We start from the raw sequence: 23,172 nt of genomic DNA on the forward strand, positions 1-23,172 counted from the left end.
CACGCCCGCGGCCGTGCCCCCGCACTCCCGGCCGGACTGCCGCCACCCTAGCCCATGTTCACTTGGCGGTGAACATGGCGAGCCGTTCCCGGCCCGTCTTTCAGAAGTCCACCCGCGCCCGGTCGTCGACACGGGCCACCGACTCCTGGCCGAAGCGCTTGAGGTAGGCGGCCCGGATCTGCTCGATCTTGGGGTCGTTTGGGCCCGCATCGGAGGTGGGGTACAGCAGGGTCAACTCGTACGAGCGCTCCCGTTCGATCGTGCCGTGCGAGTCGCGGTACTGCCCGTAACCGTCCTGGACGGTGAGCCCGGCGGGAAAGCGCGGGGTGACGACCGTGTCGACGAACGCGCGGAACTCCTTGTCGGTGACCGGAGCGCCACCGTCGGGCCGCGCGGTGCCGAACAGCAGGCTCGTCTCGATGTAGGGCCGACCCTCGTCGGCCTGTTGGGAGGCGGCCTTCCCGGGGGCGGCGGGGGCCGCGGCGGGCCCGGACTCCTCGGTGAAAGCGGCGTACGCGGTGGGCGCGCCCGCCCCCAGGAGCGCGGCGCTCAGGGTGAGCGCCGCCAGCCGCAGGCGGGAGCGCTGGAGGAGGCGGGCAGGGCCGGAGGAGCCGGAGTGCGTGCGGGGCTGCGTCATGGATGTGCCTTCCGGTGGAAGAGCGGTGGACGGGCAGCGAAGGTAGCGAGCCGGAGCGGACGGCGCACTGTGCCCCCGGACGGTTCCGGACACCCCTTCGGCACACCAACGGCCCGGCGGGAGTCCCCGCCGGGCCGTGGTCGTACGGCTGTGCGCGTTACTTCACGACCGTGATCCGGTCCGCCTTCGGCGGCGCGAGGGGCGCGGCGGCCGAGGAGTGCGCCGTCAGGTACGCGGTGAGCGCGTCCAGGTCGGACGGCCCGACGTACTTGTCCTTGCCCTCCTTGAGGGCGGTGAAGCCGTCACCGCCGCCGGCCAGAAACTCGTTCATGGCGACGCGGTAGGTCTTCGCGGGGTCGATCGGCTTGCCGTCCAGCCGGACCGTGTCCTTGACGACGCGCTCGGCGCCGGACTTGGTCAGGTCCAGGGTGTACGTCAGCCCCTCGGACACCTGGAGGATCTTCGGCGACGCCTCGTTCGCGCCGCTGACCTGCTGCTGGAGTGCGGTCAGCAGCTGGGCGCCGGTGAGGGTGACGACGTTGGTCATGTTGGTGAAGGGCTGCACGGTGAACGCTTCGCCGTACGTGACGACGCCGTCCCCCTCGCTCCCGGACGCCTTGTGCGCCAGGTCGGCGCGCACCCCGCCGGGGTTCATCAGGGCGAGCTGTGCGCCGCCCTTGCCGTCGGCCTTGGTGGCCTCCAGCTGCGCGTCGGAGATCAGGTCACCGAGCGGCGACTCCGGGGTGGCCGCCCCGCGGCCCGGGATGTCGGCGGAGATATAGCCGACCGGCTTGTTCGCGACCGGCGCGGCCAGCTTGTTCCAGCGCTGGATGAGCGCGGTCAGGTCCGCAGCCTTGGGCTGTGTGCGGTGGACGACGTGGTTGCGCGCGGTGGGCGACTTCACCGACGTACGGACGATGTCCTTGGTACGGCGGTCGTACGTGAGCGTCGTGTCCGTGTACAGCTTGCCGAACGAGGAAGCCGAGGTGACGGTGCGCGGCATCCCGGACGGGTCCGGGATCGTGCACGCGTACGCCTGGTGGGTGTGGCCGGTGACCAGCGCGTCCACCTTCGGCGTGACCTTCTTGGCGATCTCCGCGATCGGCCCGGATATACCGGCGCCCGGCCCCGGGCTGTCACAGTCGTAGTCGTACGCGGTGGAGGCGGGCTGCCCGCCCTCGTGGACCAGCGCGACGATCGACTTCACGCCCTGCCGGTCCAGCTCCTTGGCGTATTTGTCGATGGTCTCGGCCTCGTCGTGGAACTTCAGGCCCTTGACGCCGCTGGCGCTGACCACGTCGGGCGTGCCCTCCAGCGTCACGCCGATGAAGCCGATCTTGACGCCTTTGTGCTTCCAGACCGTGTACGGCTTGAGGATCGGGCGGCCGGTCTTCTCGTCGGTGACGTTCGCGGCGAGGTAGGGGAAGTCGGCGCCCTTGAAGCGCTTGCCCTTCTCGTAGCAGCCGTCGGTGGGGTGGCAGCCGCCCTTCTGGAGGCGGGTCAGCTCGGCGCGGCCCTCGTCGAACTCGTGGTTGCCGACGGAGGTGACGTCCAGGCCGAGCTTGTTCATGGCCTCGATGGTCGGCTCGTCGTGGAAGAGCCCGGAGAGCAGCGGGCTGGCGCCCACCATGTCGCCGGCCGCGGCGGTGACCGAGTACGGGTGGCCCTTGCGGGCCGTGCGGAGCGCGTTGGCCAGGTACTCGACGCCGCCCGCCTCGATCTTCTTCCTGCTGCCGTCGGCCTGCTGCTCCTCGACGGTACCGGCCGAGCCCTGCGGGGGCTCCAGGTTGCCGTGGAAGTCGTTGAAGGAGAGCAGCTGCACGTCGACGGTGCGGCCGGCGTGGCCCCCGCCGTGTCCGTGTCCATGGCCGTGTCCGTGGCCGTGCCCGGTGTGGCGGGCGTGGGCGGCGCCGGCCGTGGCGGCGGTTTCGGCGCCGGCCGGTGTCGCGGCCGTGATGCCGACGGCGGCGGCGAGCACCGCCGCTCCGGCCGTCAGTCTGCGCGTCGCGCGCCGCCGCTGCGGTCTCGGTGACATGAGGAGGGTCTCCCTTGTGGGCTGGTGTCCGAGCGGACGCAGCCTACGGTCAACGCGCGTAGCGGAACAGGGGGTGACAGGTGACGGACCGGTGTGCATCGGGTGTACCGGCACCCGGGCCGTACGCTTCGAAGCATGACTGACGCAGCACAGGACAAGAGCCGGACGGGCCGGCGGGTCGAGGTCGCGGACGAGCTGGCGCCGGACACGGCCGCCGCCGTCCTCGCACTGATCGAGCAGGCCGCGGCGACGGACGGGCAGCCCGCCGTGTCCGAGCAGGGGCGGCTCCAGCTGCGCGGCGGGCGGCGCGAGGGCGTACGGCATCTGCTGCTGTACGTACCGGGCGGGCCGGACGACGAGGCCGGGGTGCTCGCCGGGTACGCACAGCTGGAGGACACCGACCCCGTGGAGGCGCCTGCCGCCGAGCTGGTGGTGCACCCGTCGCACCGGGGCCACGGCCACGGCCGCGCGCTGGGCACCGGGCTGCTGGAGCAGTCCGGCCGCCGCCTGCGGGTGTGGGCGCACGGCGGCCACGCCGCGGCCCGCCACCTCGCCCAGACCCTCGGCATGACGCTCTTCCGCGAACTGCGGCAGATGCGCCGTCCGCTGACCGGCCTGGACCTGGCGGAACCGATTCTCCCGGACGGCGTGTCCGTACGCACCTTCCAGCCGGGCGCCGACGACGCGGCGTGGCTGGAGGCGAACGCGGCGGCCTTCGCCCACCACCCCGAACAGGGCTCGCTGACCCAGCGCGACCTGGACGACCGCAAGGCCGAGCCGTGGTTCGACCCCAAGGGCTTCTTCCTCGCGGAGCGCGACGGCCGGCTGGCCGGCTTCCACTGGACCAAGGTCCACGCCGACGAGGGCCTGGGCGAGGTGTACGTGGTCGGGGTACGGCCGGACGCGCAGGGCGGCGGGCTCGGCAAGGCGCTCACCGCGATCGGGCTGCGGCACCTGGCGGGCCAGGGCGTACCGACGGCGATGCTCTACGTCGACGCGGACAACGTGCCCGCCGTGACCGTTTACGAGCGGCTCGGGTTCACCACGCACGAGACGGACCTGATGTACCGCACGGAGACCTGATGTACCGCACGGAGACGTGAGGGCGCGCGGGGGCCCGCCCCCGCGTGTCCGGCCCGCTCCCGCTCGGGCGCGGACCCGGCCTTTACACAACCTGTCGTACAACGCCCCCAGTTGATCATCGGAGCGAACGCACCCGATCATCTCCCGCCGTATTGCGATCCATGAGCGCCGCCGTCCCGTACTCCGGGCCGGCGGCGCTTCGCGTCCCGCTACCCTCCCGCCCGGGTGCTCTGCGAGCACTCGCCACGGCCAGGCCGAAACGGCGGCAGAAGTAGGAGAGTTCCTTGCCCTTCCATGCCGAAGAGCACAACCGCATCGTGTCGGTGGAACGGCTGCGGCCGGGGGACCACGCCTTCGCCAGCTACACGGACGACGAGTCGCGCTGGTCCACCATCGGCTCGTTCGCCCAGACCGGTATCACCCGCGGCGAGCGGGTCCTGCTCTTCGCGGACCCCGCCCTCCCGGAGGCCACCGTCCTGGAGCACCTGGAGGCGTACGGCCCGCCGGTCGGGCAGCCGCTGGAGCGCGGCCAGTTGAAGCTGCTCACCATGGAACGGATGTGGCTGCCGGAGGCGATCTCGGTGGAACGGCAGATGGCCGGGCTGCGCCGGGAGGTCGAGGAGGCGCTGGACGAGGGGTACGCCACGGTCCGCAGCGCCATCGACATGGCGTGGGTGGCGTCCTTCGGAGCCGACATCGAACAGGTCCTGTGGCGGGAGAGCGAGGGCTGCCACTACCTGTTCACCGACGCGCACTACACCGAGATCTGCACCTACGACGAGACCCGGTTCAGCGGTGACGTGCTGGGCCGGGCGGCGGCCGGGCACCCCACCGCCCTGCTGAAACGACCCGGCACCCTGCTGGCCCGGCCGCTCGCGGAGCCCGAGGAGACCGGCACGTTCGGGCTGCGGCTCGTCGGGGAGGCCGACCTGTCCACCCGCGAAGAGTTCAACGACGCGGTACGCCGCATCACCGCCTCGGACGCGCCGCGCGTCATCCTGGACCTCACCGGGCTGTCCTTCCTCGACGTGTACTGCGCGCGGACCGTACTGCGGCTGGCCGCCGGGGACGGCAGACGCGTCGTCATCCGGTGCGACGGCATACACGCCCACACGTTCCTGCTTCTGGGGGCGCTCGACATCCCGCAGCTGACCGTGGAAGGCGAGTGACGCATGGGACCGACCACCCAGGGCTCCCCGGCCGGGGGCCCCGAGCGGCCGCCCGGCCCGGCCGCCGACCTTCCCGCCGACTGCTCTCTGGAGGCCCGTTTCACCTCGGCCGATCTGCCCCGCCTGCGCGTCGTGCTCGGTGCGTACGCGGCCCGCCTGGGCCTGGCCGGGCGCCCCCGCGACGCCCTGCTGCTGTCCGCCAACGAGCTGGCCGACAACGCGATCCGGCACGCGGGGGGCGGCGGACTCCTGCAGCTCTACCGCAGAGGGCCGCTGGTGTGCTGCCGCGTCTCCGACAGCGGGCCGGGTTTTGACATCTCCGTCATCCCCGACCGGACACCGGGGCTGGACGCTCCCACGGGGTGGGGACTGTGGACCGTACGGAAGCTGACGGACGGGCTGGAGGTCGGCCCGGGCCGCGACACCCGGCCGCACGGTGCCGTGGTCACCTGCTGCGTACGGCTGGCGCGCCCGGACTGCTGAGCCGGCGCCCGGTCGGCCGCCTGGGGGCGGCCCCAGGGGGCGGGCGGGAAAGGCCTCACAGCCCCGGATACGGCAGGGGGGCGCACGCCGGAGCGCTCGCGCGCCCCTCTGTGCGCCCTGGGGCGCGGGCCCGGCCGCACAAGACACGGGAATGTAAACACCATGGAGTAGCGCCCCGCTTGCCTGTCCGCCACGTTCGCGTTACCGACGGTTCAACGTCGCTTGCGAGCATCACGGAATGCAGCCCGCTGTCCCGAACGCCGCCGGTCGCCGCCTGCGCCCCGTACCGACTCCGTCCGACGGGCTGACAAAGCCCCCGGCGCGGAAGAATAAGGTCATGAACCAGCAGCCGAGCGCCCAGCAGGCCACGGACCGGACCGAGACGAGCGTGTCCCGGACGGCGGCGCACCTGCCGCCGTCCACGCAGCCGTCGGTGGGCTCCATAGCGGCGCACCGCCCGCACGCGGTCGCCGTGCCGGTGCCCGAGCTGGAACCCGACCTCGACGCGGATCTGGACGATTACGAGGAGACCGGCGCGGCGGGCGCCGACGGCGAGGAGCTGCCCGGCGGCCGCTTCCTGGACCGCGAACGCAGCTGGCTGGCGTTCAACGAGCGGGTACTGGAACTGGCCGAGGACCCCGCCACCCCGCTGCTCGAACGGGCCAACTTCCTCGCGATCTTCGCGAGCAACCTCGACGAGTTCTTCATGGTGCGCGTCGCGGGCCTCAAGCGCCGCATCGCGACCGGCGTCGCCACCCGCTCCGCCTCCGGCCTCCAGCCCCGCGAGGTACTGGATCTCATCTGGACCCGCTCCCGCGAGCTCATGGCCCGGCACGCCGCCTGCTACCAGCAGGACGTCGCCCCCGAGCTGGCCGACCAGGGCATCCACCTCATCCGCTGGCCCGAGCTGACCGAGAAGGAGCAGGCCCGCCTGTTCACCCTCTTCCGCCAGCAGATCTTCCCGGTCCTCACCCCGCTCGCCGTCGACCCGGCCCACCCGTTCCCGTACATCTCCGGCCTCTCCCTGAACCTGGCCGTCGTCGTGCGCAACCCGGTCAGCGGCCACGACCACTTCGCGCGGGTCAAGGTCCCGCCGCTGCTCTCCCGCTTCCTGGAGGCCGCGCCGCAGCGGTACGTCCCCATCGAGGACGTGATCGCCGCCCACCTGGAGGAGCTGTTCCCCGGCATGGAGGTGCGGGCGCACCACATGTTCCGGGTGACCCGCAACGAGGACCTCGAAGTCGAGGAGGACGACGCGGAGAACCTCCTCCAGGCGCTGGAGAAGGAGCTGATGCGGCGCCGCTTCGGGCCGCCGGTCCGCCTGGAGGTCGAGGAGTCCATCGACCCGGCCGTACTGGACCTGCTCGTCCAGGAGCTGAAGGTCTCCGACTCCGAGGTCTACCCGCTGCCCGGCCCGCTGGACCTGACCGGCCTCTTCGGCATCGGCGCCCAGGACCGCCCGGAGCTGAAGTACCCCAAGTTCGTCGCGGGCACCCACCGCGACCTCGCCGAGGTCGAGTCGGCCTCCGCGCCCGACATCTTCGCCGCGCTGCGCGCCCGTGACGTGCTGCTGCACCACCCGTACGACTCGTTCTCCACCTCCGTCCAGGCATTCCTGGAGCAGGCCGCCGCCGACCCGGACGTCCTCGCCATCAAGCAGACGCTGTACCGCACGTCGGGCGACTCGCCGATCGTCGACGCCCTGATAGACGCCGCCGAATCCGGCAAGCAGGTGCTCGTCCTCGTCGAGATCAAGGCGCGCTTCGACGAACAGGCCAACATCAAGTGGGCACGCAAACTGGAGGAGTCCGGCTGTCATGTCGTGTACGGGCTGGTCGGCCTCAAGACGCACTGCAAGCTGTCGCTCGTCGTCCGCCAGGAAGGCGAGATGCTGCGCCGCTACTCCCACGTGGGGACGGGGAACTACCACCCCAAGACGGCCCGGCTGTACGAGGACCTGGGGCTGCTGACCGCCGACGCGCAGGTCGGCGCGGACCTCTCCGACCTCTTCAACCGGCTCAGCGGCTACTCCCGCCGGGAGACCTACCGGCGGCTGCTGGTCGCCCCCAAGTCCCTGCGTGACGGCCTGGTCCAGCGTATCCACAAGGAGATCGCGCACCACCGCGCCGGGCGGCCCGCCCACGTCCGCATCAAGGTCAACTCGATGGTCGACGAGGCCGTCATCGACGCGCTGTACCGCGCGTCCCAGGCCGGTGTACCGGTCGATGTGTGGGTACGCGGCATCTGTGCCCTGCGGCCCGGCGTCGAAGGGCTCAGCGAGCACATCAGGGTACGCAGCGTGCTCGGCCGGTTCCTCGAACACTCCCGGGTGTTCACCTTCGGCAACGGCGGCGAACCCGAGGTCTGGCTCGGCAGCGCCGACATGATGCACCGCAACCTGGACCGGCGGATCGAGGCGCTGGTACGGGTCACCGACCCGGCCCACCGCGCCTCCCTCAACCGGCTCCTGGAGACCGGCACGTCGGACGCCACCTCGTCCTGGCACCTGGGCCCGGACGGCAACTGGACCCGGCACGCGGTCGACGCGGACGGCGCGCCGCTGCGCAACGTACAGGAAATGCTCATTGACGCCCGGAGGCGCCGGCGTGGCTCAGCGACATGACTTCCCCCCGCTCCGCTACGAGCCGGCCGCACCCGGCGGCGCGCCTGCCGCGCTGGCCGACGGCCCGGCCCGGCCCGGGGCGCAGGCCCGCCCCGGCACTCGCCCTCACCCGTACGGAACCGGCGACCCCGCCCTGAACCCCGCCCTGTCCGGACGCACCGCCCGCGACGTCCTCGCCGCGTATCTGCATCACCAGGCGACCGACTTCCTGCGCAGCCTGCGCTCCCACCGCGAGAGCGGCCCGGACGCGGAGAGCACCCGCGAGGCGGCCCGCCACCTGCGGTCCGCGGCCCGCCGGATCGGCGGCGCGCTGCACACCTTCCGCCCGCTCACGGACGAGAAGTGGGCCGACCACCTGCGCGGCGAACTGGCCTGGCTGTCCGGCACCCTGGCCCGCGAACACGCCGGCACGGCACGGCTCGACCGGCTGCTGAGCGCCCTGCAACGCCTCACAACCCGGGACGGCCGCACCGACACCAACAGTCCTGCCGCGCCTTCCGCCAAGGACCGGCCCGACCCCGACGCGTCCGAAGCCCTCCTCTCCGCCGGGGCCGCGCGGGCCGGCGCCCTGCTCGAACGGCAGATCACCCTCGCCCGCACCCGCGCCCACTCCGCCGCCCTCCAGGCCCTCGGCTCCTCCCGCTTCCACGCCGTCGCCGACGCCGTGGCCGTACTCGCCTCGGAGGCCCCGCTCACCGCCGTGGCCGACCGGCCCGCGGCCGAAGTGCTGCTGCCACTGGCCGACCAGGCCCACCGGCGCCTCGCCGAGGCCGTCGCGGCCCTGCCGCTCGCCCGCGCGGGACACGCGTACAACGCCGACGCCCTGACCTCCGACTCCCGGCAGGACGCGCCCTGGCACCAGGTACGGCTGCTCGCCCGCCTGAGCCGGTACGCCAGGGAAGTCACCGACCCCGACGACACCGACCCGCGCCTCGTGGAAGCCGGCCGCGCCCTGGAACACCACCGCGACGCCGCCGAAGCGGCAGCCGCGGCCGCGGCGGCAGCCCGTACCCCACGGATCGCCCCCGCCACCGCGTACGCGCTCGGCGTCCTCCACGCCGACCAGCGCCACGACGTCGAGGCGGCCCGCTACGTGTTCGGCCGGGTCTGGCTCCCGGCGCCCGTACCCGAGCCGGGCCCCTCGGTACGGAAGGGGTGACGCGGAAATGTCGGCGTCCCCGAAACCCATCCGAGCGGCGGGCTGCGTACTGTGGCGCCGTTCCCCGATGACCGGCAGCCTGGAAATCGCCCTCATTCACCGGCCGAAATACGACGACTGGTCGCACCCCAAAGGAAAACTGAAACGCGACGAGGACTGGCTGGCCGGCGCCCTCCGAGAGGTGGCCGAGGAAACCGGAATGCAGTGCCACCCCGGCACCCGCCTCCCCACCACCCACTACCTCGCCAACGGCCGCCCCAAAGAAGTCCGCTACTGGGCCGCCGAAGCCACCGAAGGTTCCTTCGACCCGAACCTGGAAGTGGACCGTCTGCTGTGGCTGCCCCCCGACCAGGCCCGGCGAATCCTCACCCAGGAAAGAGACCGCGAACTGGTGGACGCGCTGCTGGACGCGTTGCGGGGGGTGGGGCGGGGCTGAGGTCGGCTGATGCGGCGCTGGGGCCTTGTCAGGTCTGCTCGGTGCCGATGATCCCGGCCTGCGCCTTGATCGAATCCACGGCCTCCTGATTGAGCAGCCGCAGGGGTACGACAGTCCAGCGGCCCCCCTTGCGCATGATCACGGCGTGCCCGTCCTTGGTGCGTCCGACGTGCACGAACCCGTGCTTCCGCCGTAGCTCCGTCACCAGGTGCTCGCCGTGCATCACGGGCTACGTCCCTTCACGTTCCTCGTCGTCAGCCATGCTGCTGTACACGTCGCCGTTCTGCGACACCCGGGTGTCGGGGTCCGTGACGGCGCCCTGGTTCTCCTGCGGGTCCCACTCGTCTTCGTTCTGCTTACCCATGTTCGTGGGCTCCTTCCTGCTCGGCGTCGAGTCGTCTTGCGGCCGGCCGCAGCCCGGGCGTGGCCGTGGACGGCCCGCCGGGGAAGCAGAGCGGGCAGGTACACGTCTTCCAGCCGCTGCCCAGCCTTCGCCACTCGGCCCAGGTGACTGAGCGGCTCTCGGCCGTCGGTGTATCACCGGTGGGAAGCCATCGGTAGACGGTGAACGTGAAGGGGTCATCGCTGCTTTTCGCCGGCGCCGGCATCACGGGTTCGCTCACTGAGGGCGCTCCTTCAGCGGCTTCTCGCAGAAGACGCAGATACCCGTTTCATCCGTCCAGAGGATGAGGCACGAGCAGTTGACGCACTTCGGCACTTGCTCGGTTACGCGATCGTCGTAAGCGGTGAGCGTGATGCGCTCCCGCACCTTCGCGAGCCCCATTGATTCGAACGACTTTGCGTCCTCGTCTGCGGTCATCATGTGCCGGTCTCCTGGATTGTTCTTGGGTGAATCCAGGATTTACCAACGGCAGTTGGCTCACAATGCCGGAGAGGTGCCGTTTGGTGACTGGCACATGAGGAGAGCCATGAGGAGACGCAACGCTCAGGGCGGTCAAGTGCGGAGCGCCGCAGAAGCGTTCGGCGAACTGATGACCCATCACCGTGAAGTGTCAGGTCTCAGACAAGTGGATCTGGCCCTGAAGCTGCATTGCGACCGTACGCACGTGACGCGCATCGAGTCGGGGAGCCGGGTGCCGGACGAGCCGTTCGTCACCAGATGCGATCAGGTGCTGGAAACGGGCGGAGCCCTGTTGCGGCTCTGGCGCCGGATCGATTGGTACCCGCAGATCGAACATCCGGATTGGTTCCGGCGTCGAGCCGACATGGACGCGGAGGCAGTGGTGTTGCGGGAGTACCAGGGGCAGTCAATTACCGGGTTGTTGCAGACGGAGGGCTATGCGCGAGCGCTATTCTCTCAGGTCGACTCCGGGGCGGCCCTGGAAAAGCGGGTGGCTGCTCGGCTGAGCAGGCAGGAGCGATTCATGGACCCGCAGGGGCCGTTGCTGATTACTGTGCTCGACGAGAGCGCTCTGCGGACCGCTGTCGGAGTGCCGCGCGTGATGCGTGAGCAGTGTGCACATCTGCTGACTGTGGGTGAGCTTCCGAACAACATCATCCAAGTCGCCGCGTTCGACCCTGAATCGTCCCTTGTCCGGCCCACCACTGCGCTCTCCCTCATCAAAATGCCGGACGGGCATGAATGGGTGTACTCGGAAAGCCTGGACCAGGGCCATTTCAACGACGATCCGGCCGCTGTCGACCGACACTCCCAAACCTATGATGTGTTGAGGGCGGACGCTCTGTCGGTCCCGGACTCAGCCGCTCTCATCAGCAGCATCATGGAAGGGTATCGCCAACGTGAACACCCCCGACCTCAGCGCAGCGACATGGCTCAAGAGCACGTACAGCGGCAACAACGGCGGCAACTGCATCGAAATAGCCCCCGTCATCCCCGCCACCCCGGGCATCACCCCCGTCGTCCCCGTACGTGACAGCAAGCGCCCCGAGGGGCCGCACCTGATGGTCCCGGCCGCGGCCTGGTCCGCCTTCGTGGACCTCGCCAAGACCATGGCGGTCTGACCCACCGGGCCGCAGCCTCCACCGAAGCCCCCTCCAGGCAGGCACGCCCGGAGGGGGCTTCGCGCAACTCATCGCAGCCTTCTTGAGTCGGAGCTTGTCAACTTCCCTGCGTCGGGGTATACCAGAAGGCGTGAGACATCGCTTCCACTGCCTTCGGAAGGAGATGACCCGTGATGCTCATGCGTACCGACCCGTTCCGTGAGTTCGACCGTCTTTCCCAGCAGGTGCTCGGGACGGCGGCGCGTCCGGCGGCGCTGCCGATGGACGCCTACCGGGCCGGGGACGAGTTCGTGATCCACTTCGACTTGCCGGGCGTCGACCCGGAGTCCATCGACCTCGACATCGAGCGCAACGTGCTGACCGTCCGCGCCGAGCGCCGATCCACCGCCCCCGAGGGCGCCGAGCTGATCGCGAGCGAACGCACGGCGGGCAAGTTCAGCCGGCAGCTGTTCCTCGGTGACTCGCTGGACAGCGAGCGCGTGGACGCGGCGTACGAAGACGGCGTGCTGACGCTGCGTATCCCGATCGCGGAACGGGCCAAGCCGCGCAAGATCGAGATTGCGGGCGGGAGTTCACGCAAGCAGATCTCCCACTGAGGCCGGGCCGTAGAGGCCGTACGTGCCGGGCGCCGGACGAGCGCCCGGCACCGCCCCGCGCCCTCGCCCGCGGCACCGCCCCGCCTACCGCCGCCGCAGGCTCGCGTCCGCGAGGGCCGGCGGCGTGTGGTAACTGTCGGCCTTGTTGAGGTCCGTGCCGGGCGGCACGATCGCGTCGATGCGGTCCAGTACGTCGGCGCCGAGCGTCACCTCCGCGCCGCTCAGCAGCCCTTCGAGCTGGTCGTACGTACGCGGGCCGATGATCACGGACGTGACCGCCGGATGCGACCGTACGAACGCCGTCGCCAGCTGCGGCAGGGTCAGCCCGGCCCCGGACGCCACCTTCGCCAGCTCGGCGACCGCCTCCGCCTTGCGCGCGTTCGCGGGGACGGAGAGGTCGAACTTCGCGTTCTCCAGGGCGGCCCGCCCACTGGCCGACAGGTCCCGCCCGGACAGCCACCCCGCACTGAGCGGCCCCCAGGTCAGAACGCCCATCCCGTACCGCTGCGCGGTCGGCAGCACCGCGGCCTCGACGCCGCGCGCCAGCATCGAGTACGGCGGCTGCTCACTGCGGAAGCGCACATGGCCGCGGCGTTCGGCCACCCACTGGGCCTCGACGATCTCCTCGGCGGGGAACGTGGAGCTGCCGACCGCCCGCACCTTCCCGGACCGTACGAGGTCCGAGAGCGCGGCGAGCGTCTCGTCGATGTCGGTCGTGGGGTCGGGGCGGTGGGCCTGGTACAGGTCGATGTAATCGGTGCCGAGCCGCCGCAGGCTGTCCTCGACCGCCCGTACGATCCAGCGCCGCGAACTGCCGCCGTGGTTGGCGTCCGGCCCCATCCCGTTGAAGAACTTGGTCGCCAGGACCACGTCCTCGCGCCGCCCCTTGAGCGCCTTGCCGACGATCTCCTCGGACTCGCCCGCCGCGTACACGTCCGCCGTGTCGATGAAGTTGATGCCCGCGTCCAGCGCGCGGTGGATGATCCGCACGCTCTCGTCGTGGTCCTTGTTCCCCCAGGCGCCGAACATCATCGCGCCGAGCGCGTACTCACTGACCGAGATGCCGGTACCGCCGAGAATCCTGCGCTGCATGAGTCCTCTTCTCCGCCCGTGCCGCCTGCGGGATTGCGCCCCGGGTGCGGCCTTGTGACCACCACCCTGCGCGCCGCCCCCGTCCCGGACCAGGCCCGCCCCGACCTGGGTCCGGCAGAACCACCCTGACGGCCGGGGCCCGGCACGAGCCCGACCCCGCAGCCCCCGCGCCGCATACTGGAACGATGGGTGTGCATCCGGAATACGAGATCAGAGCGTTCCTCAAAGCGCGCCGGGCCGCGCTGGACCCCGCCGAACTCGGCCTGCCGGACGGCCTCACCCGGCGCCGCGTGCGCGGCCTGCGGCGCGAGGAGGTCGCGCAGCTGGCCGGCATCAGCGTCGATTACTACACGCGCATCGAGCAGGGCCGCGCCCACGCCATATCGGAGCCGGTGCTGGACGCCATCGAACGCGCCCTGCGCCTGACCGACGCCGAGGGCCGCTACCTGCGCAACCTCGCCGTACCGCGCCGCCCGGCACCGCCCGCGCAGCCGGTGCGCGGCGTACGGCCCGAGATCCGGCACCTTCTGGACGCCATGGACGCGACCGTGCCCGCCTTCATCCAGGGCCCCGGCATGGACGTACTCGCCTGGAACCGTCTCGCCGCCCGTATCGCGTTCGACTACGACACCATCGGACCCGAGCGGCGCAACTCCGCCCTCCTCGTCTTCCTCGACCCGGCCTCCCGCGCCCTGCACCCGGACTGGGAACTGATCGCGGAGGCCATCGTCGGCAACCTGCGTGCCGAAGCCGGGCGGACCCCCGAGCACCCCCGGGTCTGCGCCGTCATCTGCGAACTCCTCGACCACAGCGAGGACTTCCGGCGCCTGTGGCAGGCCCAGTCCGTACAGGAACGGTGCAGCGGCACCAAGCGCGTCCGTCACCCGCGGGTCGGCGAACTGGTCCTCTGCTACGAGAGCTTCCGCCTGCCCCAGGAAGCCGGGCAGGCACTGACCACGTACACGGCACCGCGCGATTCACCGACGGCGCGGAAGCTGCGGGAGCTGGCCGGGGAGGCGATGAGCGCGGTGGGCGCCCCCTCATACCGGCGCTAGCGCCTCCCACCGGACCGTGACCTCCCCCTGCCGCCACCGCCGGGGCCCGTCGGCCAGGGGCCACGTCGTGCTCAGGGTGAGCACGCTGCGCATCCACCGCTGCCGCGCGCCCAGTGACGCGTACGGGGCGGCCGCCGCCCACGCCCGGTCGAAATCGCGCAGGAACGCGTACACGGGCTGGCCGGGCACATTGCGGTGGATCAGCGCTTTCGGCAGGCGTTCGGCCAGGTCGGACGGGGTTTCCAGGGCGCTGAGACGCGCCGCGAAGGTGACCGTGCGCGGGCCCTCCGGGCCCAGCGCCACCCACACATGCCGCCGCCCGATCTCGTCACAGGTGCCCTCCACGAGCAGCCCGTCCGGCGCCAGGCGCGCGCACAGCCGCTCCCATACGGCGGCCACCTCGTCCTCCGCGTACTGGCGCAGCACGTTCGCGGCCCGGATCAGCACCGGCGCCCGCCGCCCCGGCAGTGGCACCTCGAACCCGCCGTGGGCGAAGACCAGCCCCGGGCGCGCGTACGGCGCCGCCGCGGAGACCCGTGCCGGGTCGATCTCGACGCCGACCACCTGCACGTCCGCCCGTACCGTACGCAGCCGGGCCAGCAGCTCCACGGCGGTCCACGGCGCGGCGCCGTACCCGAGATCCACGGCGACGGGGGCGGCGGCGCGGCGCAGCGCGGGCGCGTGGGTGGCGGCGATCCAGCGGTCCATGCGGCGCAGCCGGTTCGGGTTGGTGGTGCCGCGGGTCGCGTTCCCGAGGGGGCGGGAGGGCGGGGGAGAGGCGGACGTGCGGCGGACCATGTCCCGACCTTATGCGCCCACCAGACCCACCGGACCCACCAAACCTTTCCACCCCGCCAGCCCCGACCGTCTCGCCGGTCCCGCAAAGCGCCGCCCCTACCCCCAAGGTCACGCTTTGGCAAAGTGACAAGAGGGCGGGCTCACAGGGAAATGCGGGCGCCGCATCCGTTGTTACGGGCTTCGGAGGCGCCGCACGCCCCGGCCAAGGCCGTACCGGCTAGGAGGTAGCCCGCAGTGAGCCAATACGTGTCCAGGCTCCGCAGCCGTTCCCACGGTCCGTTCCCGGGCCGTTCCGGGCTGCGCCTGCCGGGCGCGGCCCGCCGTCCGCGCCGGGTCGCCATGCTGAGCGTGCACACCTCCCCGCTGCACCAGCCGGGCACCGGCGACGCCGGCGGCATGAACGTCTACATCGTCGAGCTGGCCAGGAAGCTCGCCTCCCTCAACATCGAGGTCGAGATCTTCACCCGCGCCACGACCGGCACCCTGCCGCCCGCCGTCGAGCTGGCCCCCGGCGTCCTCGTACGGCACGTGGACGCCGGCCCGTACGAAGGCCTGGCCAAGGAAGAGCTGCCCGCCCAGCTCTGCGCCTTCACCCACGGCGTGATGCAGGCGTGGGCGGGCCACCGCCCCGGCTACTACGACCTGGTGCACTCCCACTACTGGCTCTCCGGGCACGTCGGCTGGCTCGCCGCCGAGCGCTGGGGCGTCCCGCTCGTCCACGCCATGCACACCATGGCCAAGGTCAAGAACGCCGCCCTGGCCGCGGGCGACACCCCGGAACCCGCCGCGCGCGTCATCGGCGAGACCCAGATCGTGCGCGCCGCCGACCGGCTGATCGCGAACACGGAAGAGGAAGCCGGGGAGCTGATCCGCCACTACGAGGCCGAGCCGGGCAAGGTCGCCGTCGTACACCCGGGTGTGAACCTGGACCGCTTCCGCCCCACGGGCCCCGACCGTACGGAGGACGCCGCCTCCGCCCCCACCTCCGATCACGACACCTCCGCCTCGCGCGCCGCCGCCCGCGCCCGCCTAGGCCTGCCGCAGGACGCCCTGATCCCGCTCTTCGCCGGCCGCATCCAGCCGCTCAAGGCCCCCGACATCCTGCTGCGCGCCGTCGCCGTCCTGCTCGACGAGGACCCGTCCCTGCGGTCGCGCCTGGTCGTCCCGGTGGTCGGCGGCCCCAGCGGCAGCGGCCTGGCCAAGCCCGAGGGGCTGCAGAAACTGGCCGCCCGCCTGGGCATCGCCGACGTCGTCCGCTTCCGCCCGCCGGTCGGCCAGGAACAGCTCGCCGACTGGTACCGCGCCGCGTCCGTGCTGGTCATGCCGTCATACAGCGAATCATTCGGCCTGGTCGCGATCGAGGCCCAGGCATGCGGCACCCCGGTGATCGCCGCCGCCGTCGGCGGCCTCCCGGTGGCCGTACGCGACGGCGTCAGCGGCTTCCTCATATCCGGCCACGACCCGGCGGACTACGCCCGCGCCCTCGGCCGCTTCGCCCGCGACGCATCGCTGGCCGACCGGATGGGCGGCGCCGCCGCCCGGCACGCCCGCTCCTTCGGCTGGGACACCGCCGCCGCCGCGACCGCCGAGGTGTACACCGCCGCGATGCAGGAACGACGCCGTCACCTACGATCACCCCATGGCTGACGACACGGCACGACAGGTGATCGAGGCGGCTCTCGACGACGCCGGCCTGACGTGGGAATCGCCCACCGACGGCACGTACGTGGTGACCCTGCCCGGTACCCGCAAGCTCTCCACGACCTGCTCCCTGATCGTCGGCAAGCACTCCCTCTCCGTCAACGCCTTCGTCGTCCGCCACCCGGACGAGAACCACGAAGCCGTGCACCGCTGGCTCCTGGAACGCAACACCCGTCTGTACGGCGTGAGTTACGCGATCGACAAACTCGGCGATATCTACCTCGTCGGCAAACTGCCACTCGCGGCCGTCACCCCCGACGAACTCGACCGCCTCCTCGGCACCGTCCTGGAGAACGCCGACGGCAGCTTCAACACCCTCCTGGAGATGGGTTTCGCCTCCGCCATCCGCAAGGAGTACGAGTGGCGGACGGCGCGGGGGGAGTCCACGCGGAACCTGGAGGCGTTCAGCCACCTGACCCAGCGGCCGTCAAAGTAACCGCTCCGGGGGCGCCGCTTCCCTCCCCGTACGGCCCCCTCACCGTACGAATTCCTCACCGTACGGGCCCTTCACCGTACGAACCCGTCACCGTACGAACCGAACCTCCGGGAAGCGGACCGACGGCCCGTCCAGCAACCCGCCGCCCCCGCCCCGCCCCCGCAGCCACCGGTCGAAGAACGCCGTCACATACGCCCGTTGCGCCGCCACCGAACGCCCCGGCGCGACCGTACCCACCAACTTCTCAACAACAGCCCGCGGCAATCCGCCCCCACCCCCGCCCTTCTGGGCCAACTGCGGCACCAACCACTGAGCATCCGTAAAACTCGCATGCTCGGCACCGGCCAGGGTGAGATCCCGGTGCCACCCCGAACTGCGCTCCCACACCGCCTTCCAGGACGCGACCGTGTGGTGATCGTCGCCCTCCTTGCCCATGAGGAGCAGCGGGCGGTCGAGCCCGTCCGTACCCACCGTGGACGGATGGGCAGGATCATCGTCCCGCTGGGTGTAACCCATCACGCCGTCCAGATTCACCGCGGCCCTGATCCGGCGATCGTCATGCATGGCCTGCGCAGCCGTGAATCCACCACCGGACTGCCCGAACATCCCAACCGCCCGCAGATCCAGCGTCCCTCCCAACACCCGCGGAAGCGCCACCGACAGCCCCAGCTCATCCAGCACGAACCGGGTATCGGCCACCCGCACCGCCGTCAGCTTCTTCAGCAACGCGGTCATCTGCGCCGGCCCCTGCACCTTCCCGGCCTCTTCCCGCATCCGGCTGTACGCCACCCGCCCGTCCGGGAACTGCACCCCCGGCGCCTCGTACGTGTGATCGACACTGACGACGACGTACCCCCGCGAGGCCAGCTCGTCACAGAGCGTGCTGCCGAGCGAGCGCGGGTCCGCCGCGCCGGGCGAGTAGAGCACCACCGGGAAGCCCCGCCCACCGTGCGACGCGACCGGCGCGCCCTCATGCGCATGCGTACGGGTGGCGCCCCAGTCGGCAGTCCCCTTCGGAATGTCCGCCGAAAAGTTGCTCCAGGCCTCGAAGGCCGCCGCCTCCCCGGGCAACATCTGCGGCGCACGCGGATGCCCGTCCACTGCCCGCGCCGGGTAGCGAACACTCACCATCAGCTCCCGCTGCGCCCGCTCCGCCACCCAGGGGTCACGACGCCCGCCGTCCACCAGGCGAAGGGAGGCGATCCCCACCCCATACGGCCCGGTAGGCACAGGCAACGTCATACGAACCGGCACCACACCCCGAGCACTCCCCGCAGCCTGGCTCCCGCCACTCCCACCACCCGCCGGCGCGAGCAAGTCCAGAGCCGAAACGACCCCGACCCCGACCCCCACCCCGACCCCCGCCCTCACACAAGCACGCCGCGTATACATCCTCGCCATCCCACCGCTCCCCGTCCGGTCCGGTCACCAGCGGCCGCCCACTCCCACGACCACCCTCCGACCACCCTCCCGAACCCACACCCGCCGCGCGATCGTGCCACCACCCCCATCCCCACCCCAGCCCCCACGAAGACACCCGCCCCCGCTCCCCACCCTCCCAACGCGGGCCGGGGCGATCCCATGGCCGAATGTCGATTACGCTCAAAGACATGGCCGACGCACCGTACAAGCTGATCCTCCTTCGCCACGGCGAGAGCGAGTGGAACGCGAAGAACCTGTTCACCGGCTGGGTGGACGTCAACCTGAACGAGAAGGGCGAGAAGGAGGCGGTCCGCGGCGGTGAGCTGCTCAAGGACGCCGGCCTGCTCCCCGACGTCGTACACACCTCCGTCCAGAAGCGCGCCATCCGCACCGCGCAGCTGGCCCTGGAAGCCGCCGACCGCCACTGGATCCCGGTCCACCGCAGCTGGCGCCTGAACGAGCGCCACTACGGAGCGCTCCAGGGCAAGGACAAGGCGCAGACCCTCGCCGAGTTCGGCGAGGAGCAGTTCATGCTCTGGCGCCGCTCGTACGACACCCCGCCGCCGGCCCTCGCCGACGACGCCGAGTTCTCCCAGATCGACGACCCGCGCTACGCGATCATCCCCAGCGACCTGCGCCCGCGCACCGAGTGCCTCAAGGACGTCGTCGTGCGGATGCTGCCGTACTGGTACGACAGCATCGTCCCGGACCTGGCCACCGGCCGCACCGTCCTGGTCGCCGCCCACGGCAACTCGCTCCGCGCCCTGGTCAAGCACCTCGACGGCATCTCCGACGCGGACATCGCCGGCCTGAACATCCCCACCGGCATCCCGCTCTCCTACGAGCTCGACGCCGACTTCCACCCGGTCAACCCGGGCGGCACCTACCTCGACCCGGACGCCGCCAAGGCCGCCATCGAGGCCGTGAAGAACCAGGGCAAGAAGAAGTAACCCCCTGCGTCCCCCCGCGCCGCCCCCCGGCGCGCGCCAGTGACGCAGATCAGTGGCCCCGCTCGGCAGTGCGCCGGGCGGGGCCCTGTGTGTGCAGCGGTTGTGGCCGGAGTGGCCGCCGGAAGTTGGCCGCAACCGTTTGCCGGTTCAGCCGCAGCCGCCACCGCACTGGCAGGGGCCGCCGGACTGGCAGCCGCAGGAGCAGCCGGGGCCGCAGGCGCAGTTGCTTGGGGTTGGGTTGGGGGAGGGGGAACGCGTCATGACTTGTCTCCTCGGGGAGAGGGGCGTCCGGATGTCGTTCGCTGTCCATTGGATGCCTGCCCGCCGAGGCGCATCAACGGCGCGCGGTGGCACGGCTCGACGCCGTTCGGCGCCTGGCCGGGGCGTGCGTGCCGTGCCGTGCCGTGCGCGGCCGGGTGCTGCTACGCGCCCTCCACCGGGGCCGGCGGGGCGAGCTCGTCCGCGTGTTCGCCGGTGACCAGATAGACGACGCGCTTGGCGACCGACACCGCGTGGTCGGCGAACCGCTCGTAGTAGCGGCCGAGCAGCGTCACGTCCACGGCCGTCTCGATGCCGTGCTTCCAGCGGTCGTCCATCAGGTGCTGGAAGAGGGCACGGTGGAGGAGGTCCATTGCGTCGTCGTCCTGCTCCAGCTGGAGCGCGAGGTCGACGTCCTTGGTGATGATGACCTCGGCGGCCTTGGCCATCAGGCGCTGGGCGAGCTGGCCCATCTCCAGGATCGTGGCATGCAGGTCCCGCGGCACGGCCGTCTGCGGGAAGCGCAGCCGGGCCAGCTTGGCCACGTGCTGGGCCAGGTCGCCGGAGCGTTCCAGGTCGGCGCTCATGCGCAGGGAGGTGACGACGATGCGCAGGTCGGTGGCGACCGGCTGCTGGCGGGCGAGGAGGGCTATCGCGCGTGCCTCCAGGTCCCGCTGGAGATCGTCCACCTTCTCGTCGGCGGCGATGACGGCCTCGGCCAGCTTCAGGTCCGCGTCGAGTATCGCCGTGGTGGCGCGCCCGATCGCGGAGCCGACGAGCCTGGCCATCTCGACGAGGCTCTCGCCGATCGAATCCAGCTCCTCGTGGTACGCGTCCCGCATCAGTGACCTTCTCTCGGTTCGGGTGGTGGCGTGTCGCTCGGGGTGGTTCGGGGTGGTGAAGTGTCATTCGGCTTGACGGAGTGGGGGCCGGAAGCCCCACGCTCCCACGTTCCGGCCGGAACGCGACCGGTTCTGACCTCCGGAATGAACCAGTAACGACACCAAGGTGAACTCTGGGCGACGTATGTTCGAGCAGGCCCTCGAACGGCTGGGGAACTGTCACAGGTGACGCATAACCTGGAGTCATGAACGTGGACGCGGCCGTGGCCGCAGTGGCAGCGATCGCCGGACTGTGCACCGGCGTCTTCGCCATGCTGGCGTTCCGCTGGAGCGAGCGGGATCAGGCCAAGCCCACGCGTACGTCCCTGCACACCGACGCCGTCCTGCCGCCCGGCGTGGACACGGTCCTTTCGGTGCTGCGCTCCTCTGCCGTCGTCCTGGACGAGGCCGATGCCGTGGTCAAGGCCAGCTCGGCCGCGTACGCGCTGGGCCTGGTGCGCGGCGGGAAGCTGGCCGTCGAGCCGATGCTCCAGATGGCCCGCGACACCCGCCGCGACGGCGAGATACGCCAGGTCGAGCTGGACCTGCCGCGCAGGGGTACGGGCCGGGGCGGCGACGCCCTGGCGGTCTCGGCGCGCGTCGCGCCCCTCGGCTCGCGGCTGGTCCTGCTGCTGGTCGAGGACCTGACCGAGGCCCGGCGCATAGAGGCGGTACGACGTGACTTCGTCGCCAACGTCAGCCATGAGCTCAAGACACCGGTCGGCGCCCTGTCCCTGCTGTCCGAGGCCGTCATGGACGCGAGCGACGACCCCGAGGCGGTCGAGCGCTTCGCGGGCCGGATGCAGAACGAGGCCACCCGCCTGACCAACCTCGTCCAGGAACTGATCGACCTCTCCCGGGTCCAGAACGACGACCCGCTGGAGGACGCCGAGCCGGTCCGGGTGGACGAACTGGTCGCGGAGGCGATCGACCGCTGCCGCCAGCAGGCCGGCAGCAAACAGATCACCATGGCCGCCGCCGGCACCGCCGACCTGCACGTATGGGGCAACCGCGGCCAGCTCGCCGCCGCCCTCGGCAACCTCGTCGAGAACGCCGTCAACTACTCACCGGCCCGTACCCGGGTCGGTATAGCGGGCCGCCGGGTCCCGGCACACGGCGGCGACCTGATCGAGATCGCGGTGACCGACCAGGGCATCGGGATATCGGAGAAGGACCGGGACCGCGTCTTCGAGCGGTTCTACCGCGTGGACCCGGCGCGCTCGCGCGCCACCGGCGGGACCGGCCTCGGCCTCGCCATCGTCAAACACGTGGCCGCCTCGCACGGCGGGGAAGTCACGGTGTGGAGCGCTGAGGGACAGGGCTCCACCTTCACCCTGCGTCTCCCGGAGGCCGGTGCCGTGCGCGAGCGCGCGCGTGCCGCCTCCGACCCGTCGGCGGAGGGCCTCGACGACGAGGACCGCCCGTACGAGACCTTCAACGATCCGCTCCCTGCTCACCCTGCCCCGGAGGTCCTTCCGTGACCCGAGTGCTCGTCGTCGAGGACGAGGAATCGTTCAGTGACGCCCTGTCGTACATGCTCCGCAAGGAGGGCTTCGAGGTCGCCGTCGCGGCCACCGGCCCCGACGGCCTGGACGAGTTCGAGCGCAACGGCGCCGACCTGGTCCTGCTGGACCTGATGCTGCCGGGCCTGCCCGGCACCGAGGTCTGCCGTCAGCTGCGCGGCCGCTCCAACGTCCCGGTCATCATGGTGACCGCCAAGGACAGCGAGATCGACAAGGTGGTCGGCCTGGAAATAGGAGCCGATGACTACGTCACCAAGCCCTTCTCCTCCCGCGAGCTGGTCGCCCGGATCCGCGCGGTGCTGCGCCGCCGCGGGGAGCCCGAGGAGGTCACGCCGCAGGCCCTGGAGGCCGGCCCGGTCCGGATGGACGTGGACCGGCATGTCGTCACCGTCGGCGGCGGCAAGGTCGACCTGCCGCTGAAGGAGTTCGACCTCCTGGAGATGCTGCTGCGCAACGCGGGCCGGGTGCTGACCCGTATGCAGTTGATCGACCGCGTCTGGGGCGCCGATTACGTGGGGGACACCAAGACGCTGGACGTCCACGTGAAGCGCCTGCGGGCCAAGATCGAACCGGATCCGGGCGCACCGCGGTACCTGGTCACGGTCCGCGGCCTGGGGTACAAGTTCGAGCCGTAGGAATGGTTGGGGAAGAGGGGGCGGCAGGGGGAGTGGAGGCGTAGGCGGCTGTGTCTCTGTACGCCGGCGCCGGGTACGCGCTGCTTGCTGTGTAAGCGCCTGCTGAGTGCGTGCCTGCTGTGTACGTCCCTGATGAGTACGCGAGCGCCGTGCGGCCGGAAGACTCCGGCCGCCCGCCGCCGTGGTGTCGCGCCACTGGGAACGGCCGATGAATTCC

The 23,172-nt window shown here is 71.3% G+C and carries 24 protein-coding genes; 15 read left to right on the forward strand and 9 right to left on the reverse strand.

The window, feature by feature from the left end; all coding sequences use genetic code 11:
* Window positions 1-100: 100 nt before the first annotated feature.
* Both ACZ53K_RS35410 and ACZ53K_RS35415 read right to left on the reverse strand, forming a co-directional pair.
* On the reverse strand, window positions 101-637 hold the full coding sequence (locus ACZ53K_RS35410) for a DUF3574 domain-containing protein (RefSeq protein ID WP_468845027.1): 537 nt from the start codon (window positions 635-637) through the stop codon (window positions 101-103).
* A gap of 157 nt (window positions 638-794) precedes the next feature.
* A complete protein-coding gene (locus tag ACZ53K_RS35415; RefSeq protein ID WP_468845030.1) occupies window positions 795-2,672 on the reverse strand; it encodes a bifunctional metallophosphatase/5'-nucleotidase in 1,878 nt (625 codons plus the stop codon).
* Between the two features lie 135 nt (window positions 2,673-2,807).
* Between ACZ53K_RS35415 and mshD the strand changes: the two genes are divergently transcribed.
* The 6 genes from mshD (at window position 2,808) to ACZ53K_RS35445 (ending at window position 9,625) form a co-directional block, all read left to right on the forward strand.
* On the forward strand, window positions 2,808-3,755 hold the full coding sequence (gene mshD / locus ACZ53K_RS35420; protein WP_468845032.1) for a mycothiol synthase: 948 nt from the start codon (window positions 2,808-2,810) through the stop codon (window positions 3,753-3,755).
* A 284-nt stretch (window positions 3,756-4,039) separates the two neighbouring features.
* On the forward strand, window positions 4,040-4,924 hold the full coding sequence (locus tag ACZ53K_RS35425; protein WP_468845033.1) for an MEDS domain-containing protein: 885 nt from the start codon (window positions 4,040-4,042) through the stop codon (window positions 4,922-4,924).
* 3 nt (window positions 4,925-4,927) lie between these two features.
* Window positions 4,928-5,407 (forward strand): ATP-binding protein, encoded by a 480-nt coding sequence (locus tag ACZ53K_RS35430; RefSeq protein WP_468845035.1) that lies wholly within the window; start codon window positions 4,928-4,930, stop codon window positions 5,405-5,407.
* A gap of 337 nt (window positions 5,408-5,744) precedes the next feature.
* On the forward strand, window positions 5,745-8,030 hold the full coding sequence (locus ACZ53K_RS35435) for an RNA degradosome polyphosphate kinase (RefSeq protein WP_468845036.1): 2,286 nt from the start codon (window positions 5,745-5,747) through the stop codon (window positions 8,028-8,030).
* Window positions 7,993-9,189, forward strand: coding sequence for a CHAD domain-containing protein (locus tag ACZ53K_RS35440; protein ID WP_468845038.1), 1,197 nt, complete (start codon window positions 7,993-7,995; stop codon window positions 9,187-9,189). Before ACZ53K_RS35435 ends, ACZ53K_RS35440 begins: the two co-directional genes overlap by 38 nt.
* 7 nt (window positions 9,190-9,196) lie before the next feature.
* The gene (locus tag ACZ53K_RS35445; RefSeq protein ID WP_468845040.1) at window positions 9,197-9,625 is read left to right on the forward strand and encodes an NUDIX hydrolase; all 429 of its coding nucleotides are present in this window, start codon (window positions 9,197-9,199) and stop codon (window positions 9,623-9,625) included.
* Window positions 9,626-9,653: 28 nt separating this feature from the next.
* Here ACZ53K_RS35445 and ACZ53K_RS35450 read toward each other — a convergent pair whose 3' ends face one another.
* The 3 genes from ACZ53K_RS35450 to ACZ53K_RS35460 all read right to left on the reverse strand — a co-directional run bounded on the left by ACZ53K_RS35450 (window position 9,654) and on the right by ACZ53K_RS35460 (window position 10,448).
* Complete coding sequence (locus tag ACZ53K_RS35450; protein ID WP_468845042.1) at window positions 9,654-9,848, reverse strand: hypothetical protein; 195 nt, start codon at window positions 9,846-9,848, stop codon at window positions 9,654-9,656.
* Between the two features lie 6 nt (window positions 9,849-9,854).
* Complete coding sequence (locus tag ACZ53K_RS35455) at window positions 9,855-9,989, reverse strand: hypothetical protein (protein ID WP_468845043.1); 135 nt, start codon at window positions 9,987-9,989, stop codon at window positions 9,855-9,857.
* Window positions 9,990-10,244: 255 nt separating this feature from the next.
* The gene (locus ACZ53K_RS35460; RefSeq protein ID WP_468845044.1) at window positions 10,245-10,448 is read right to left on the reverse strand and encodes a hypothetical protein; all 204 of its coding nucleotides are present in this window, start codon (window positions 10,446-10,448) and stop codon (window positions 10,245-10,247) included.
* A 106-nt stretch (window positions 10,449-10,554) separates the two neighbouring features.
* Here ACZ53K_RS35460 and ACZ53K_RS35465 point away from each other — a divergent pair, with 106 nt between their 5' ends.
* The 3 genes from ACZ53K_RS35465 to ACZ53K_RS35475 all read left to right on the forward strand — a co-directional run bounded on the left by ACZ53K_RS35465 (window position 10,555) and on the right by ACZ53K_RS35475 (window position 12,204).
* Entirely contained in the window at window positions 10,555-11,520 is a 966-nt protein-coding gene (locus ACZ53K_RS35465) for a helix-turn-helix domain-containing protein (RefSeq protein ID WP_468845047.1), read from the forward strand.
* A complete protein-coding gene (locus ACZ53K_RS35470; RefSeq protein ID WP_468845087.1) occupies window positions 11,465-11,608 on the forward strand; it encodes a DUF397 domain-containing protein in 144 nt (47 codons plus the stop codon). The genes ACZ53K_RS35465 and ACZ53K_RS35470 overlap by 56 nt, the downstream gene beginning before the upstream one ends.
* A 173-nt stretch (window positions 11,609-11,781) precedes the next feature.
* The gene (locus ACZ53K_RS35475) at window positions 11,782-12,204 is read left to right on the forward strand and encodes an Hsp20/alpha crystallin family protein (RefSeq protein WP_468845089.1); all 423 of its coding nucleotides are present in this window, start codon (window positions 11,782-11,784) and stop codon (window positions 12,202-12,204) included.
* An 84-nt stretch (window positions 12,205-12,288) separates the two neighbouring features.
* Here ACZ53K_RS35475 and ACZ53K_RS35480 read toward each other — a convergent pair whose 3' ends face one another.
* Window positions 12,289-13,296, reverse strand: a complete 1,008-nt coding sequence (locus ACZ53K_RS35480; RefSeq protein WP_468845049.1) for an aldo/keto reductase — start codon at window positions 13,294-13,296, stop codon at window positions 12,289-12,291.
* A gap of 185 nt (window positions 13,297-13,481) precedes the next feature.
* Here ACZ53K_RS35480 and ACZ53K_RS35485 point away from each other — a divergent pair, with 185 nt between their 5' ends.
* Window positions 13,482-14,351: a helix-turn-helix transcriptional regulator gene (locus tag ACZ53K_RS35485; RefSeq protein ID WP_468845052.1), complete on the forward strand. Its 870-nt coding sequence runs from the start codon at window positions 13,482-13,484 to the stop codon at window positions 14,349-14,351.
* Here ACZ53K_RS35485 and ACZ53K_RS35490 read toward each other — a convergent pair.
* Entirely contained in the window at window positions 14,337-15,149 is an 813-nt protein-coding gene (locus ACZ53K_RS35490; RefSeq protein WP_468845054.1) for a methyltransferase domain-containing protein, read from the reverse strand. The genes ACZ53K_RS35485 and ACZ53K_RS35490 overlap by 15 nt on opposite strands.
* A gap of 234 nt (window positions 15,150-15,383) precedes the next feature.
* Here ACZ53K_RS35490 and ACZ53K_RS35495 point away from each other — a divergent pair, with 234 nt between their 5' ends.
* Both ACZ53K_RS35495 and ACZ53K_RS35500 read left to right on the forward strand, forming a co-directional pair.
* A complete protein-coding gene (locus tag ACZ53K_RS35495) occupies window positions 15,384-16,796 on the forward strand; it encodes a glycosyltransferase (RefSeq protein WP_468845057.1) in 1,413 nt (470 codons plus the stop codon).
* The gene (locus tag ACZ53K_RS35500; protein WP_468845060.1) at window positions 16,789-17,286 is read left to right on the forward strand and encodes a type III secretion system chaperone family protein; all 498 of its coding nucleotides are present in this window, start codon (window positions 16,789-16,791) and stop codon (window positions 17,284-17,286) included. Before ACZ53K_RS35495 ends, ACZ53K_RS35500 begins: the two co-directional genes overlap by 8 nt.
* Window positions 17,287-17,373: 87 nt before the next feature.
* Here the strand turns inward: ACZ53K_RS35500 and ACZ53K_RS35505 are convergent, their stop codons facing one another.
* Window positions 17,374-18,603, reverse strand: a complete 1,230-nt coding sequence (locus ACZ53K_RS35505; RefSeq protein ID WP_468845062.1) for an alpha/beta hydrolase family protein — start codon at window positions 18,601-18,603, stop codon at window positions 17,374-17,376.
* 293 nt (window positions 18,604-18,896) lie between these two features.
* Between ACZ53K_RS35505 and ACZ53K_RS35510 the strand changes: the two genes are divergently transcribed.
* On the forward strand, window positions 18,897-19,658 hold the full coding sequence (locus tag ACZ53K_RS35510) for a phosphoglyceromutase (protein WP_468845064.1): 762 nt from the start codon (window positions 18,897-18,899) through the stop codon (window positions 19,656-19,658).
* 422 nt (window positions 19,659-20,080) lie between these two features.
* Here the strand turns inward: ACZ53K_RS35510 and phoU are convergent, their stop codons facing one another.
* Window positions 20,081-20,758 (reverse strand): phosphate signaling complex protein PhoU, encoded by a 678-nt coding sequence (gene phoU / locus ACZ53K_RS35515; protein ID WP_468845066.1) that lies wholly within the window; start codon window positions 20,756-20,758, stop codon window positions 20,081-20,083.
* Window positions 20,759-21,003: 245 nt separating this feature from the next.
* Here phoU and phoR point away from each other — a divergent pair, with 245 nt between their 5' ends.
* Window positions 21,004-22,278, forward strand: a complete 1,275-nt coding sequence (gene phoR / locus ACZ53K_RS35520; RefSeq protein WP_468845069.1) for a two-component system sensor histidine kinase PhoR — start codon at window positions 21,004-21,006, stop codon at window positions 22,276-22,278.
* Between the two features lie 5 nt (window positions 22,279-22,283).
* Window positions 22,284-22,955 (forward strand): two-component system response regulator PhoP, encoded by a 672-nt coding sequence (phoP, locus tag ACZ53K_RS35525; protein WP_468845091.1) that lies wholly within the window; start codon window positions 22,284-22,286, stop codon window positions 22,953-22,955.
* The last annotated feature ends 217 nt before the right edge of the window (window positions 22,956-23,172 follow it).

Source organism: Streptomyces sp. NPDC033221 (genome assembly GCF_055577005.1).